Raw genomic sequence first — 14216 nt, forward strand, 5'->3', positions numbered from 1 at the left:
ATTTTTAATTGTCCTGTAATATCAGATTACTTGAGAAGATCATAGTTGAGCTTCTTGATAACAAGGAAGGCCTTGTTTCTGAGTTCCTCACCTGAGAATTCATCAAGCTGTACATTCATATCCCAGTTGTACTTCATGAGTGTATTCATAAGATCCTCAATGTAATCCTTTACATACTTGACGTTGCTCTCACTCTTATCCTTGAGCTGGACAACTATATTGTCTATAGCCTCGATGATTCCTGACTCCTGCTTCTCTAGTGCCTGTCCTGACTCATCGTTGAGCTCTATAACCTTACCTGTCTTGGTTATGATGACCTTCTTGTTAGGAGCTGCAGCAGCCTTGCTCTTCTTGTTGATCATATGGTTGATACACTTGATCAGACATGCTACAGAGTATGTCATCTCCTCGTTTGATGGCTTGTCTATTCCCTTGAGAGTGTGCTGATGGTACAGGTACTCTGACTTGCACAGCATCTCCTCAACAATAGCTACCTTACACAGTGATACCAGATCAGCCGGCATAGCCTGCTGCTTCTTACCGAAGAGACCACCGCCACCCTGCTCATTTTCCTCCTTATACTTCTCAGGAAGAGCTGTTCTGACATATGTCTCATGCAGGTACTTCTTGGCTGTGTTGATATCGTAGCTTGATGCAAGAACCATCTTCTTGGTACTGTTGAGTCCGTTAACGACCATATCCTCAGCAGCCATGAACAGAAGGATCTTCTGTCTATTGTCAAGCATTGAATAAACCTCTTTGTTCTTGTTGTTCTTCTCAACAATTGACTTCTTTCTGACATCAAATACCTTTACCTTCTCCTTTACACTGAAGAATGCCTTCAGCATTGAAGGATTGGCGTTCAGGAAGTTGCAGCACCATGTGAGCTCTATGTACTGATCCTCGATCTTGTTCGATACCTCATACAAGCTGTATCCCTCAAACAGTACATTGAGTGCCTTGGAGAGGATCTCCAGACTCTCATACTTCTCCTCATATGACTTCTGTGTTATATCAGAGTTAACATATGCCTTGATTCCACACTCTATGAAGAGCTTGTTGTACTCATATGCTCCCTCAGGAATGTTCTGACGTCCGCTGAGCTGTGCTCCTGAACCAAGTGTCTGAAGTACCTTCTTGACCTCCGGCTCATTCTCGATGGCCTGATATACCTTCTTGGTAAATGCGCAGGTCTCATTAAGCAGTGAATCTATCCTCTTGTTGTATACCTCCTGCTTGGAGATCTCTGAAGCCACCTTGCTACTAAGGATCTTTGCTGCCTCTGTGCTTGTGACATTCTTGATGAGCTCCTTGAAGTTGGAGTATACTGACAAGTTATCTATAGGTATGTACTCTGCGTTCAGTCCGTAGAACTGAAATGCCTTCTCATACTGCTTGTTCGCAATGTAGATAGAGAAGAGATTGATAGATAACTGTATCTTGTAATCGTTAGGTGCATGTGCATCCTCGATGACGTAATCATAAAGTACCTCGAGGTTGTTGATATATGAATCAGATCCTATGTCTTTGGCTGAGATATCCATCTCCATAACCACATTGATCAAATCCAGGTATCCGAGCAGAGCCTTGTCAAAGTTCTTTGGTCTGTCATCATCCTCAAGTATCTGGTATGAAATGTTGATGAGAAGTGGAGCGATCTTATCCCCGATCAGTCTCATGCACTCCGGTATCTTCTCAAGCTGTAAGAGATACAGCAGCCATACACTGTAACGATAAACACCTGTAGCTGATACAGGCGCATCTATATCAGTAGGGTCAATATCACCATATACAAATCTGAATAAAGGCTCTATCCACTCTTCGATCGCATAGTGTCCGGTCGCCTTTATATTGAAGTCTACAAACTCTGCAAGCTCATACAGCTTTGTACACTGAGCACGAACCTCGTCATCCACTGTCATGGTCGACAGATCAAAATTAGAATCCTTCAGGCTGTCTATAACCAATGTATAGAATCCGTCCTCAACCTGATCATTCAGATAACGAATAAGTGTTCCTTTATTACTGGATGCCGCTATTGATAATGCGTTATCCCCTGCCTGTCCTATATTTGCTGGTAACATAATATGTCTACCTCCTTTTGTTTTCGTATGTCTGGCTTACGAATATTCTTGTACTATCCCCCTCAAATCACTACTCCAAATATAACATATTTGGTAAAATCATTCAACAAAGTTTTTGGTTATTACTGATAACTGTCATTGTGCATAATTACCCAAAAATTATAGCACTAAAAAAATCGCATTTTTTGTGCATTTTTACTGTTATGCCAGATAATGCCATTTTTCAGCATCAGTCGAGTCCTGCCATGTGAAGTATCGCCATGGCATTTGTCGTGGTACACCTGCCATCCTTCTTCTTATAGTCGAATTTCAACTGGTCTCCCTCGTAATATTCCTCGAAATGATAGTTCGCAGCAGGTGTTCCGTCCTCCGCCTTGAGATCACACAGCTCAAAATCGTGTGTCGATACCAGTGTCATTGAACCCGCTCCCGCAAGCTTTCTGATGACCTGTGTTGCTCCCACTATTCTGTCAGCAGAATTTGTTCCCTTGAATATCTCATCTATAAGACAGAGCATAGGTCTGTTCTCTTTCCTGTACTCAACCATCGTCTTTATCCTGAGTATCTCTGCATAGAACGTTGATATTCCATTGCTGACATCATCGGTCACCCTCATGGATGTGAATATCTTCATCCTGTCAGCCTCCATATAGCCCGCACACACTGGAGCGCCCGCATATGCAAGCACCAGATTTATACCCAGTGTTCTGAGGAAAGTCGTCTTTCCGGACATATTACTTCCGGTTATTATCGTGGCACCGCCCTTGAAGTCCGCATCATTTGCCACGACTGTATCAGGGCTTATCAGAGGATGTCTCATATCCCTGGCGGTGACATGAACTCTGGCATTTGCGCCGACCTGTGGATAGCTCACTTCCCTCGTTCTTGAAAGGACAGCAAATGACATGAGTTCCTCCATATCAGAGACAGCCTTTATCCAGCCCTCAACGCTCTGTCCATTCTTCTGTTTCCATTTGTCCATCATCCTGCCTATGTGGAAGTCCCACATTATAAGTCCACACAGTATCTGATGAACTATAGGATTGTATCTGATATTGAACGCCGCACTTATCGTCCTCAGTTTTCTTATAGCCGCCAGGGCACCAGAGTCATTTGACAGATGCGACTTGATATCATTTAAAAGTTCACTGTCGAAATTCTCCCCGGAGATCAGCTCGAACATTCTTATATAGTCCTCTATCACATAGCCAAATGAGATCATCGGCATGACAGCCTGACCCGCAACTCCGCCAAAAAGCCAGGAGAACAAAAGCACAACAAAGAATGAGACAAGCGTCCAGCCTATGTTTATCTCACCCATTATTCCAAGTATAAATGCCACCAGTGTTATCGCCGGCAGTAAAAATCTCAATATGTTGAACACCGCAGGTATATGGTCATCGCCATTGCAGTATGCCACAAATTCATCCGCGGTATATTTCTTCTTTTTGCCCATTCCGGTCTTCACACCGAGGGTCTCAAAATCCATCGAGAACTCTCTCTTTGAAGTGAGCTCTTTTATCGCCTCCTGGCGCTTCTCTATGTCTGCTATATCGTACTTCGGATCGCGTATACTCTCGGCGAGAGCCCTTTTTCCCTCCTCGGTTCCCGCAACACAGATAAACTGATACAGAGAGCTCTGTCCAAGAAGGTCCATATCCCTTGCAACCAGATCGTCATCGCCGAGATACTGTGCACCGTTGTCCTCAAACTTCTTCCAGCCGTCGCCGAATCTCTCTATATACCTCCTGAGCACCTCCGACTTGGCTTTCTTATATTCCAGCTCCTCACTAAGCTTTCCGTGGATAAACACCATTGCGACAAATGCCGCAGCGGCTATTATTCCCAGGATCAGCACTGTCACTCTGTTGTCATATATGCCTATTATCAGCCCTGCCAGAGCTGCAAGGAACATCACAAATCTAACCCCTGAATATGTTGCAGACTTCCCCTCAAGCGCCTTGATGTCCTTCTCCAAAATGTCCCTTTCGTCCTTGTATTCGTTCATGTTATCGTCCTTTCATAAAAAACAATATATTTACTTTTTGTCCGGCTTGTCCTTCTTCTTATATGACATCACACCATCCTCTGATACATCTATCATGTCCGGCTTGACAACGAGCACGATACCCATTACCCCAAATACCACACACAGCACGATGCATATTATTCCGATCACCTTATATGATGTAAATGCGAGCATTCCAACTCCCACTGCCAGTGTGAGTGCCGCACATAGAAAATAGTTTTTCTGAAGTGCCTTTATCGCCTGTTCTTCTTTGTTGTAATCCTGTCCACTATTATTCATGTTCCATTTTACCTCCACATATCCATTCCATTATAGATGAATATATCATACACGGTATATCATTCGCAAATATTAATTCCTGTGAATCAATCCACCACACTTATTGCATTTGACACGAATACATATTAAAATAAATGGACAGGTTATATTCTATGGGAAGGAGATTTTTATCATGAACAAATTGGCAAAAATGGCGCTCACTCTTGCCGCTGCAGGAAGTGTCTGCTACTTATTCAAAGACAAGATCAAGACAACGAAAGCTTACCAGACAGTTGAGAACAATGATACTGTAAAGAAGGCAAAAGCCACAGCTACAGATACTTACCACAAAGTAAAGGACTCCGAGACAGTCAAAAAGATCAAGGACTCTGAAACATACCACAAGGTAAAGGACTCTGAGACAGTCCAAAAGGCAAAGGATACGATCAAGGATACCTACAATAAAGTAAAAGATTCCGAGACAGTCCAGAAAGCAAAGAATACAGTATCCGACACATATGACAAGCTCAAGGACAAGGTTAAGGAAAAAGCTGCTTCCACCGAAGATGGCGACCGTGAATATTTCACACTTCACGAAGACACCACCGGAGCAGAAGAAACCACATCCGAAGAAGCCGCAACCGAGGATGTTGTAACCCCGGAAGCCACAGCGGATATTCCGGATGAGACAACCGCAAAGGCCGTAACCGAGACCGTAGCTGAGGCTGAGGATGTTCTCGCCGAGGCAACTGGTGCCGTTGCAAATGCCGCTGCTGCTGAGACATCAGAGGTAATCGGCGATGAGTACATGGGACTTTCAGATGTATCTGAGGATCCATCAGTGCTCTCCGATCAGGACAAGCTTGACGTATAGTCTGCACAGTACAATAGGCAAAACAAAAACAGTATGTGCGATCCGTTTGATAACGAACCGCATATACTGTTTTATTTTTTCCCTGAATCTCTCAGATATGACAATGCTTCATCTATGGCAGCCTCCGTCTTGAAGTCCTGCTCATATGTCACACCATCCACATCCACCATGAGTAGTTTGTATATCTTTTTGTCTGCCGGTCCTATATTTGCCGATGTTCTGAGCTTCTTGAACGTCTCTATGGTGCTGAGTTCCACCACATCCGTATGCCAGGTTCCGTGATATACCAGATATTTGTCTGTTATGGCTATACCATCCTGATCATAGTAGAGATTGTATCTGAGCTGTTCATCTATATCCCTGACAGTATTCCTGTCTGCCTTTCCGCCCGATACGACCTGCATTCCTGACACCTTCCATGGACAGCACACACTGTATATACATCTGACTATATTATATAACGCCCACAGAGCCGTCAGCACAAGAACCAGCAGCATCATATTATAATAGATCCTCGGAAAATCCACCTCACTTATTATGAGTGGATATACCTTGCTCTCAAGCTGCTGGGATGGTATCCCCATGTCCTGTGCAAGGCCATCAACTATCGATGTATACACATCATCCGCAGAGACTACTCTGCCTCTCAGCGTATAATTCAGCAGTACATCTTCGTTACTCCTGATGAGCAGGATGGCATATCTGCCATCCTGCTGACAGTAGTAGTACCTGCCCTGCCTCTCAGAATCCACATAATAATCGTATCCTATATAATCCGCCCGATCCACGGTTATCGTCACATCCCTGTCGTTCGGATTCGCCCTGGATTCCACATCAGCTATACTTCTGTATGTCCTGCTCCTTATCCTGTCCGGCAGACTGAAATGCCACGCCATGATGATCATGCATCCCACCATGATCAGTGATAGAATGATCCCGGGTATTCTGTTTTTTAGAATATAACTTTCAAACTTCCTGTTCTTCATAATATGTCTTTCCCGCGTACGGTCAGATTTTTAGAAATGGCTTCCGCCACCGCCATGACCACCGCCACCGCCTGATCCACCAGAACCTCCTGAGCTGCTCTGGATAGTCACGCTGGTTACTTCCTTACGTATAAATATATCTCTTCTGTCAAGCTCCTTGGCATTTCCATCGCTGTATGTAGAAGCTGTTGTGGTATCTTTTCCTGCTTTCTTCGACAGATTCACGATGCAGAATGCGATGGCTGCTCCCAGAGATACAAGGAAGCATATAAATGGTGATAGGAACTTTAATCCTCCTGTGCTGCTCTTCATAGCCGTCTCTGTTCTTGACATCATTCTCTCAAATGCTCCAAGAGTATCCGATCTGAGTATCTTTCCACCGTATTCCGTTATGGATGTCGCCTTGGAATCACTTATTCTCTTCTTCGCCTTGCCGGCTGTGCACAGATAAACATATCCGTCGTTCTCCTGCCAGTTGGCAACTATAACTACGCTTGTGCTGGCATCCCTGCCGTCAAGATATGTTCCTGCAGGCCACTCTTCCCAGCCGAATCTGTAATAATCACAGATCTTCTCTGCTATATCCTTTGTGTTAGACTCTATGTCATATGAAACTGCATCGGCATCATATTCTGACAGATCTGTGTACTGATCCATGGTAACGACAACAAAGTCCATACCCACTTTATCTTCCAATTCTGCTATCTCCCCGCGGAGAGTCTCCTCCTCCGAATCAGACAGCTTATCTGCATAGTCAAACACTCTCTCATTTGTCTTACATTCTGTATTATTTCTGGCGTCATGCTTGAGATTGGCATTTGATTTCACAAAGTATCCTATAAAGAACACTATTCCAAGTCCAAGTACCACGAGCATTGCCACGATAAATTTCTTTACTGCATTCATTTACAACACCCCCAATAACATAGACAAGCCATCAAGCAATACAAATGCTGCGCCAAACAAAAGTGCGGTAAGTCCAACTGCCTTACTCATGCTCTTCGGCTCTGTTCCGACACATTTTCCAGTCTGTCCGTTGACATAGAACTTATAGTTTTTGCCCTGGAAACGGTACTCATATACCCACACCGGCATGAGTCCGAACTTTGTTCCCGTGAGTCTGTTGTTGTTTCTGAATCTCTCATTTGTAAGTGATGAATATCCGGTTGTGGTGCTTCTCACCCAATCTCTGTTTGCCTTCTCCGCCTTTGCCTGAGCCCTCGGCTCCACCTCATTCGGCGGCATATTGTAAGTCTCCGCATTGAATCCCGAGAGGTACTTGTTGTCATGCTGCATGAGCTCTTTGTAGTTGTACGGCTCCATGAGATCCATGATTCCATCCTCCATGGCTATGGATGCATCAACCGGTATGCCCTCATAATTCACATGCAGACTTCTTCCGACATCAAAATATGAAGTCTCTGTATATCTCTTGTCTCCAGACGTCCATGATCTGACCTTTGTTCCTATGGCCTCATAAGCCACATCCGAATCATAATCGTACATCCAGAATGGGACATACACTCCCTTAAGCGCCTCAAGCGTCTTCTGTGAAAGGAATGTTCCCGGTATAAATAGCTTTTTACCAAATTCATTCCTCAGCTTCTCCTCAGCCTCATGCTTTGATATCTTAAAAGGAAGTATCACATCAGCCCCATACGGATAATTTACTTTGTCATCCCTGAGCAGATATGTTCCACATGAAGGACATCTTCCCGCAGACTGATACTCCGTGTAAGGTATCTGTGAACCACAGTTTATACATATTACAGGCTCCTGTGATGGAACCAGTTCCTGACAGTCGCTTCCCCCGCAACTAAGGCAGACCATCTTTTTCTTCGCAGGGTCGTACACTACGTTACCCCCACAATTCACACAACGATATAGCAAGTTATCTTCCCCCTGTCCTTTTTTATCGTTTTCCTTCCAAACTTCCTACGCTGATTCTCAAGCGTACCTGCGCTTATTATAGCATAGTAAATCTGTTTTTAGAACATCGAATTGGATGCCTTAAGGCGGCTTTATAACACATTTTAGATATCTTAAATGAAACAAAATATTTTTTGAACAAATGTGTAACACATCATGTTCATGCGAATATGTTAAACCATGAACAAAATAATGGAGGCTTACCATGAGTGATTTATCAGCAACACAGTGTGCCTGTGGCGGTTGTGGCTGTGGCGGCAGAAATGGACTTTCTTGCGGAGGTTCATGTGGATGCAACAGTTGCACTCTGATCATCATCCTTCTCCTCTGCTGCGGTGGCTGCGGCGGCGATGGTTTCGGTTTAAACAGCGGTTGTGGCAATGACAATAGCTGCATCTGGATCATCCTTCTCTTATTCTGCTGCGGTGGCTGTGGCAATAACAACGGATGTGGCTGCGGTGGCTGCGGCGGCAATGATTGCGGCTGCTGCTAACAGCGGATTCACCACGATCTATAAACGGGATATCGGGCAGAAAGGCTGTCCGGTATCCACAGAAGGTTGCCAGCAGAAGCAATTCTGCTGGTATTTTTTTTAATAAAAATCAATAGAATATAGTATAGCTGTCTTACCAAGTGATCACTGCATGAAATGGAGCTTCATATGTTTAATGGCAACTTCCATCATCCACTTGACAACTTAATAAAAGATGACCGCCTGTTCATGATGGAGGCCATTCTCCCATTTGTGGATGACCGTATGAAAGCTCCTCTGGCAATGTACATAAAGATCATGGAACTTCAGACCATATTGAATGCTCTGCGCGATACAAATTATGTAAACTCCTGTGGACTCCACAAAGATATAAACAATCAGGATGATATACTGTCATCCCTTGCCGGGTGTGGATTTCCCGATATCAGGAACCAGTTTGCCAGCATGAAAAAAGCCATGGATATGATGAAGACCATGGAAGCCATGAACACACAGCAATCCACGGATTCTCTGTACCGGCACTATCAAAGCAGAACTGCCTCTGAAACCGAGGGCGAAGAAAACTACGACAACACTGAATCCCAGTCATCCCAGGATATATACAGCTCCGTCAAAGACCTGTTTGAAAAATATGATATGGAGGGATATTAAACATGAATCTTCAAAATGACCCAAGACTAAAAAACATGCATCCGCTAAAAAGGGAAATTCTTCTCAGATTATCCAACTCCCAGTCCACCATGACTCCGGAGCAGATGCTACCCCAGCTAATGGAGATCAACAAAGAACTGCAAAAAAGGGATCTCTCCTTCAGCAGATCCGAGTCCGAGATCGTTCTGGATGTTCTGAGCGAAGGCATGTCTCCACAGGAAAAACAAAAGATAAATATGATAAAGTCCATGCTGTAAAAAATACATTTCACTGAATGTAACACAATTTCATTTTTGTGGCTATCAGCTATATTTTCACATTTTTGTACCTGATAGTTTCTGGCTGGCGATACCGTTATTGACAGATACTATTTGCATAAAATGTAGCTGATAGATATTGTTTTAGCAAGATGGAGGTTATTGTGATAGATATCTTTGACTTGGGATTGCGGATAAGAAATGTGAGAAAGGCTCATAATCTCACTCAGGAACAGCTTGCCGAGAAAATAAAAGTGTCTCCTCATTATGTGTATGAGCTGGAACATGGATATAAAAGTATGAGTATATATACTCTTGCCAATATAGCAACTGTTCTTGATGCGCCACTGGATTTTCTGGTGTTCGGAAAAGAACCGGCCACCACCCCCGAGAACAAGGATTATATCACTCATGACGATCTTGACAGACTGGTGGAATCGATACCGCTGTACAAACGTGACAGTGCATACAGCGCACTCAAGAATCTGCTGCCTTATCTGAAATAAATGATAATCCGATATATATTAAACATCAAGAAAGCCACATGGATTTTTCTCCATGTGGCTTTCTCTTGTTTATAGTTTTTTTATTTCATAACAATATTCACAATACGTCCAGGAACATAGATCTCCTTGATAACGTTACCTGTGAGCTTGTCGGCGATCACTTCCTTAGCCTTTGCGATAACCTCATCCTTTGGATCCTCCTTGCCGATCGCAAGTGTTGCCTTAGTCTTACCGTTGATCTGTACAGCGATCTCTACTGTTGACTCTACTGTCTTTGCCTCATCGAACTCTGGCCATGTCTGCTGATATACATATCCGCCATAGTTCTTTACTGACCACAGCTCCTCTGTGATATGAGGTGCAACAGGGTTTAACAGGATGAGCAGTGTCTTGAACTCATCTGCTGTAACGCTTCCCTTCTTGTAGAAGTCGTTGAGAAGTGCCATCATGGCTGCGATAGCTGTGTTGTACTTCAGGTTCTCGAAGTCATTTGAAACCTTCTTGATAACCTGGTGCATCTTGGTCTCCATATCCTTGGAGTAGCCCTTCTCGTCTGTCACACTGTCCTGAAGCTTCCATACTCTGTCGAGGAATCTTCTACATCCCTTGACACCATCCTCTGACCATGAAGCTGCAAGGTCAAATGCTCCGATGAACATCTCGTAAGTACGAAGTGTATCTGCACCGTATACATCTACGATGTCGTCAGGATTTACAACGTTGCCTCTTGACTTGCTCATCTTCTCGCCGTTCTCACCGAGGATCATACCATGTGATGTTCTCTTCTGGTATGGCTCTGGTGTAGGAACTACGCCCTGATCGTACAGGAACTTGTGCCAGAATCTTGAATACAGAAGGTGGAGTGTTGTATGCTCCATTCCTCCGTTGTACCAGTCAACAGGAAGCCAGTACTTGAGTGCCTCCTTGCTTGCAAGAGCCTCTGTGTTGTGAGGATCTGTATATCTCAGGAAATACCATGATGATCCAGCCCACTGTGGCATGGTATCTGTCTCTCTCTTTGCAGGACCGCCGCAGCATGGACATGTGGTGTTTACCCAGTCTGTCATAGCTGCAAGTGGTGACTCGCCGTTGTCTGTCGGCATGTAGCTGTCTACCTCTGGAAGAAGCAACGGAAGCTGGCTCTCGTCGATAGGTACATAACCACACTTATCGCAGTGAACGATAGGAATTGGCTCGCCCCAGTATCTCTGACGTGAGAATACCCAGTCACGGAGCTTGTAGTTTGTCTTTGCCTGACCGATACCCTTCTCCTCCAGGAACTTTATCATCTTCTCCTTTGCATCCTTTACCTCAAGGCCGTTGAGGAAATCTGAGTTGATGAGCACTCCTGTTGCCACGTCTGTAAATGCAGCCTCATTTATATCTACTTCCTCGCCATCCTTTGCAACAACCTGGATGAGTGGAAGTCCGAACTTCTTTGCAAATTCCCAGTCTCTGTCATCATGTGCAGGAACCGCCATGATAGCACCTGTTCCGTAGCTCATGAGTACATAGTCTGATACGTATATAGGGATCTCCTTGCCATTTACAGGGTTGATGGCTATGAGTCCGTCTATGCATACACCAGTCTTATCCTTTGCAAGCTCTGAACGCTCAAAGTCGCTCTTCTTCGCTGCCTGCTCACGGTATGCCTCGATGTCTGACCAGTTGCCGATCTCGTCCTTGTACTTGTCAAGGATTGGATGCTCTGGTGAAACAACCATGTATGTTACTCCGAATAATGTATCGCATCTTGTTGTATATATGCGGAGCTTGTCCTCTTTGCCCTTTACTGAGAAATCTACCTCAGCTCCTGTTGAACGTCCGATCCAGTTCTTCTGTGAAACCTTTACACGCTCGATGTAATCCACGCCGTCAAGTCCTTCAATGAGCTTGTCTGCGTAATCTGTGATCTTGAGCATCCACTCAGACTTAACCTTGCGGACAACCTCGCTGCCACAACGCTCACATACGCCGTTGACAACCTCCTCATTTGCAAGACCAACCTTACATGATGTACACCAGTTGATAGGCATCTCCTTCTTGTATGCGAGACCAGCCTTGAAGAGTTTGAGGAATATCCACTGTGTCCACTTGTAATATTCAGGATCAGTTGTGTTGATCTCTCTGTCCCAATCGAATGAGTATCCAAGTGAGTGTAGCTGTTTCTTGAATCTTGCAACATTGGTCTTGGTTACTTCCTTTGGATGGATCTTGTTCTTGATCGCATAGTTCTCTGTAGGGAGACCAAATGCATCCCAGCCCATTGGATACAGAACGTTGTAGCCCTGCATTCTTCTCTTTCTTGCTACTATATCCAGCGCTGTGTATGGTCTTGGGTGACCTACATGGAGTCCCTGACCTGATGGGTATGGAAACTCAACTAACGCATAATACTTTGGTTTTGAATAATCATCTGTAGCAGCAAATGCCTTGTTGTCATCCCAGACCTTCTGCCACTTTCCTTCAACGACTTTGTGGTTGTATGTCTCAGCCATTTTTGAAAATGCCTCCTTGAAATTTATCTTTTCAGGCTTTATAACGCTTTTTCGCCCGATTCCTCTCTAATCTTAACTATATTAGCATATATGCTGTGTTTTTCAAACTGTTTTTTGGTATAAGCAGCCCAGCTTATTCAAACACTTTCTTGATACTGTCATAATGAAGGAAGATTCCCTGCTCTGCATATTCTTTTATCTCATCCAGCGTTGCCAGCTTGAAACCATCGGTCTCCGCCTCCTGAGGCCTGATATCTATTTCCGAAAAATCTCCAGTAAACTTATAGACATCCACAAAGTAGTTGTCCTTCTCATCCGGGTTATCTCTCCTATATGTAAACTGCAAGCCTCCATCGAAATCACTTACGTCTATGCCTGTCTCTTCTATCACCTCTCGTCTGACAGCCTCTATGGATGACTCTCCTGCCTGCACTCCGCCGCCGGATACCTCCCACCAGCCTGCTGCCCACGCCTTTGTCATGACACGCTTGGTTATCAGATACTTTCCCTCTCTGTTCTGGAGCACACCGAGCACTGTGAGGTGATAATCCCCCGGCTGCATATTCCAGTCATTTCTCTTCATAGTGCGCCCTGTAGGTTGCTTGTTCACATCGTAAATATCCCAGTATTCCATCTCTGCTTGTCCTCTTTCTGATTTTTATATTTGTTCTGCCCAGTAACATAATAAATGCTATTTTAAGTTTCTTCAACAATCATTCGAATTTTATGCATAATTATTTATTGCAGTTTACTATAAAACTTAAGCTGTGGTACAATTCAAACTGTTATCAAGAGATTTGACCAGCGCAGGCTGAAGGAGGAAGCATGAACGCTTATGAGGTATTTGCCAGTGTCTATGATGAACTGATGGACAACATTCCATATGATGACTGGTGCACATATATAATAGAAGTTTTGAGAAAATACGGAGTGGACGAAGGGCTCATATGTGAGCTTGGATGTGGCACCGGAGAGATAACGGAAAGGCTTGCGGATGCCGGATACGACATGATCGGTATCGACAATTCATATGAGATGCTTGAGGTGGCAAATGAGAAAAAGCTGGATACAGGACATGAATCCATCTTATATCTCATGCAGGACATGAGGGAGTTTGAGCTCTTCGGCACGGTGAATGCCATCGTGTGCGTGTGCGACAGCATCAACTATCTCACGGAGCTTGCCGACATAACCCACGTATTCAGGCTGGCAAATAACTATCTCGAATCAAAAGGCATATTTATCTGCGACTTCAAGACCCGCCACTATTTCAAGGATGTGGTTGCCGACAGCACCATAGCCGAGGACAGGGACGACGTGAGCTTTATCTGGGATAACTACTACGATACGGAAACCGATATAAATGAGCTGGCTCTCAGCCTGTTTCTCCCAGAATACCCAGAATCAGGCATTGAGCCGGATGATGAGTGTCCTCTATACAGGAAGTATCAGGAATTCCATTATCAGCGAGGCCTGACCCTTGATGACATGAGGAAATGCGTTGCTGACTCAGGCATGGAGCTCGTCGCCATGTACGATGCATTTACATGGCAGCCAGCCACAGATTCCAGTGAAAGGGTATACGTGGTTGCAAGGGAGACACACCAGGATAACAAACACTATGAATAGGCTTGTCTTATCACCATTCATA

The 14216-nt window shown here is 44.4% G+C and carries 14 protein-coding genes; 6 read left to right on the top strand and 8 right to left on the bottom strand.

The window, feature by feature from the left end; translation table 11 throughout:
* Nucleotides 1-26: 26 nt before the first annotated feature.
* From DXB91_RS11945 to DXB91_RS11955, 3 genes are all read right to left on the bottom strand, one after another.
* Entirely contained in the window at nucleotides 27-2084 is a 2058-nt protein-coding gene (locus DXB91_RS11945; RefSeq protein WP_015533918.1) for a hypothetical protein, read from the bottom strand.
* A gap of 229 nt (nucleotides 2085-2313) precedes the next feature.
* Nucleotides 2314-4092, bottom strand: coding sequence for a MutS-related protein (locus DXB91_RS11950; RefSeq protein ID WP_117875031.1), 1779 nt, complete (start codon nucleotides 4090-4092; stop codon nucleotides 2314-2316).
* Between the two features lie 30 nt (nucleotides 4093-4122).
* Complete coding sequence (locus tag DXB91_RS11955; RefSeq protein ID WP_015533920.1) at nucleotides 4123-4392, bottom strand: hypothetical protein; 270 nt, start codon at nucleotides 4390-4392, stop codon at nucleotides 4123-4125.
* A 172-nt stretch (nucleotides 4393-4564) separates the two neighbouring features.
* Between DXB91_RS11955 and DXB91_RS11960 the strand changes: the two genes are divergently transcribed.
* Nucleotides 4565-5245, top strand: coding sequence for a YtxH domain-containing protein (locus DXB91_RS11960; protein ID WP_022215906.1), 681 nt, complete (start codon nucleotides 4565-4567; stop codon nucleotides 5243-5245).
* Between the two features lie 71 nt (nucleotides 5246-5316).
* Here the strand turns inward: DXB91_RS11960 and DXB91_RS11965 are convergent, their stop codons facing one another.
* The 3 genes from DXB91_RS11965 to DXB91_RS11975 are packed head-to-tail and all read right to left on the bottom strand — an operon-like array spanning nucleotide 5317 to nucleotide 8121.
* The gene (locus tag DXB91_RS11965) at nucleotides 5317-6231 is read right to left on the bottom strand and encodes a hypothetical protein (RefSeq protein ID WP_022215905.1); all 915 of its coding nucleotides are present in this window, start codon (nucleotides 6229-6231) and stop codon (nucleotides 5317-5319) included.
* A gap of 30 nt (nucleotides 6232-6261) precedes the next feature.
* On the bottom strand, nucleotides 6262-7137 hold the full coding sequence (locus DXB91_RS11970; protein WP_117875037.1) for a TPM domain-containing protein: 876 nt from the start codon (nucleotides 7135-7137) through the stop codon (nucleotides 6262-6264).
* On the bottom strand, nucleotides 7138-8121 hold the full coding sequence (locus DXB91_RS11975) for a hypothetical protein (RefSeq protein WP_199414263.1): 984 nt from the start codon (nucleotides 8119-8121) through the stop codon (nucleotides 7138-7140).
* A 244-nt stretch (nucleotides 8122-8365) separates the two neighbouring features.
* On the opposite strand from DXB91_RS11975, the gene DXB91_RS11980 reads away from it, so the two are divergent.
* The 4 genes from DXB91_RS11980 (at nucleotide 8366) to DXB91_RS11995 (ending at nucleotide 10067) form a co-directional block, all read left to right on the top strand.
* Nucleotides 8366-8653, top strand: a complete 288-nt coding sequence (locus tag DXB91_RS11980; protein ID WP_055273319.1) for a hypothetical protein — start codon at nucleotides 8366-8368, stop codon at nucleotides 8651-8653.
* A gap of 168 nt (nucleotides 8654-8821) precedes the next feature.
* Nucleotides 8822-9304, top strand: coding sequence for a hypothetical protein (locus tag DXB91_RS11985; protein WP_055146954.1), 483 nt, complete (start codon nucleotides 8822-8824; stop codon nucleotides 9302-9304).
* A 2-nt stretch (nucleotides 9305-9306) separates the two neighbouring features.
* Nucleotides 9307-9561, top strand: a complete 255-nt coding sequence (locus DXB91_RS11990) for a hypothetical protein (RefSeq protein WP_015533925.1) — start codon at nucleotides 9307-9309, stop codon at nucleotides 9559-9561.
* 164 nt (nucleotides 9562-9725) lie between these two features.
* Nucleotides 9726-10067: a helix-turn-helix domain-containing protein gene (locus DXB91_RS11995; RefSeq protein WP_055146956.1), complete on the top strand. Its 342-nt coding sequence runs from the start codon at nucleotides 9726-9728 to the stop codon at nucleotides 10065-10067.
* 80 nt (nucleotides 10068-10147) lie between these two features.
* Here the strand turns inward: DXB91_RS11995 and leuS are convergent, their stop codons facing one another.
* Together leuS and DXB91_RS12005 are read right to left on the bottom strand one after the other, a co-directional pair.
* On the bottom strand, nucleotides 10148-12565 hold the full coding sequence (gene leuS / locus DXB91_RS12000) for a leucine--tRNA ligase (RefSeq protein WP_118018170.1): 2418 nt from the start codon (nucleotides 12563-12565) through the stop codon (nucleotides 10148-10150).
* A gap of 133 nt (nucleotides 12566-12698) precedes the next feature.
* Complete coding sequence (locus DXB91_RS12005; RefSeq protein ID WP_055273312.1) at nucleotides 12699-13199, bottom strand: NUDIX hydrolase; 501 nt, start codon at nucleotides 13197-13199, stop codon at nucleotides 12699-12701.
* Between the two features lie 191 nt (nucleotides 13200-13390).
* Here DXB91_RS12005 and DXB91_RS12010 point away from each other — a divergent pair, with 191 nt between their 5' ends.
* Complete coding sequence (locus DXB91_RS12010) at nucleotides 13391-14194, top strand: class I SAM-dependent DNA methyltransferase (protein ID WP_118018172.1); 804 nt, start codon at nucleotides 13391-13393, stop codon at nucleotides 14192-14194.
* Nucleotides 14195-14216 lie beyond the last annotated feature (22 nt).

This window comes from Coprococcus sp. OM06-34AC (genome assembly GCF_003462545.1).
Taxonomy (GTDB): domain Bacteria; phylum Bacillota; class Clostridia; order Lachnospirales; family Lachnospiraceae; genus Coprococcus; species Coprococcus aceti.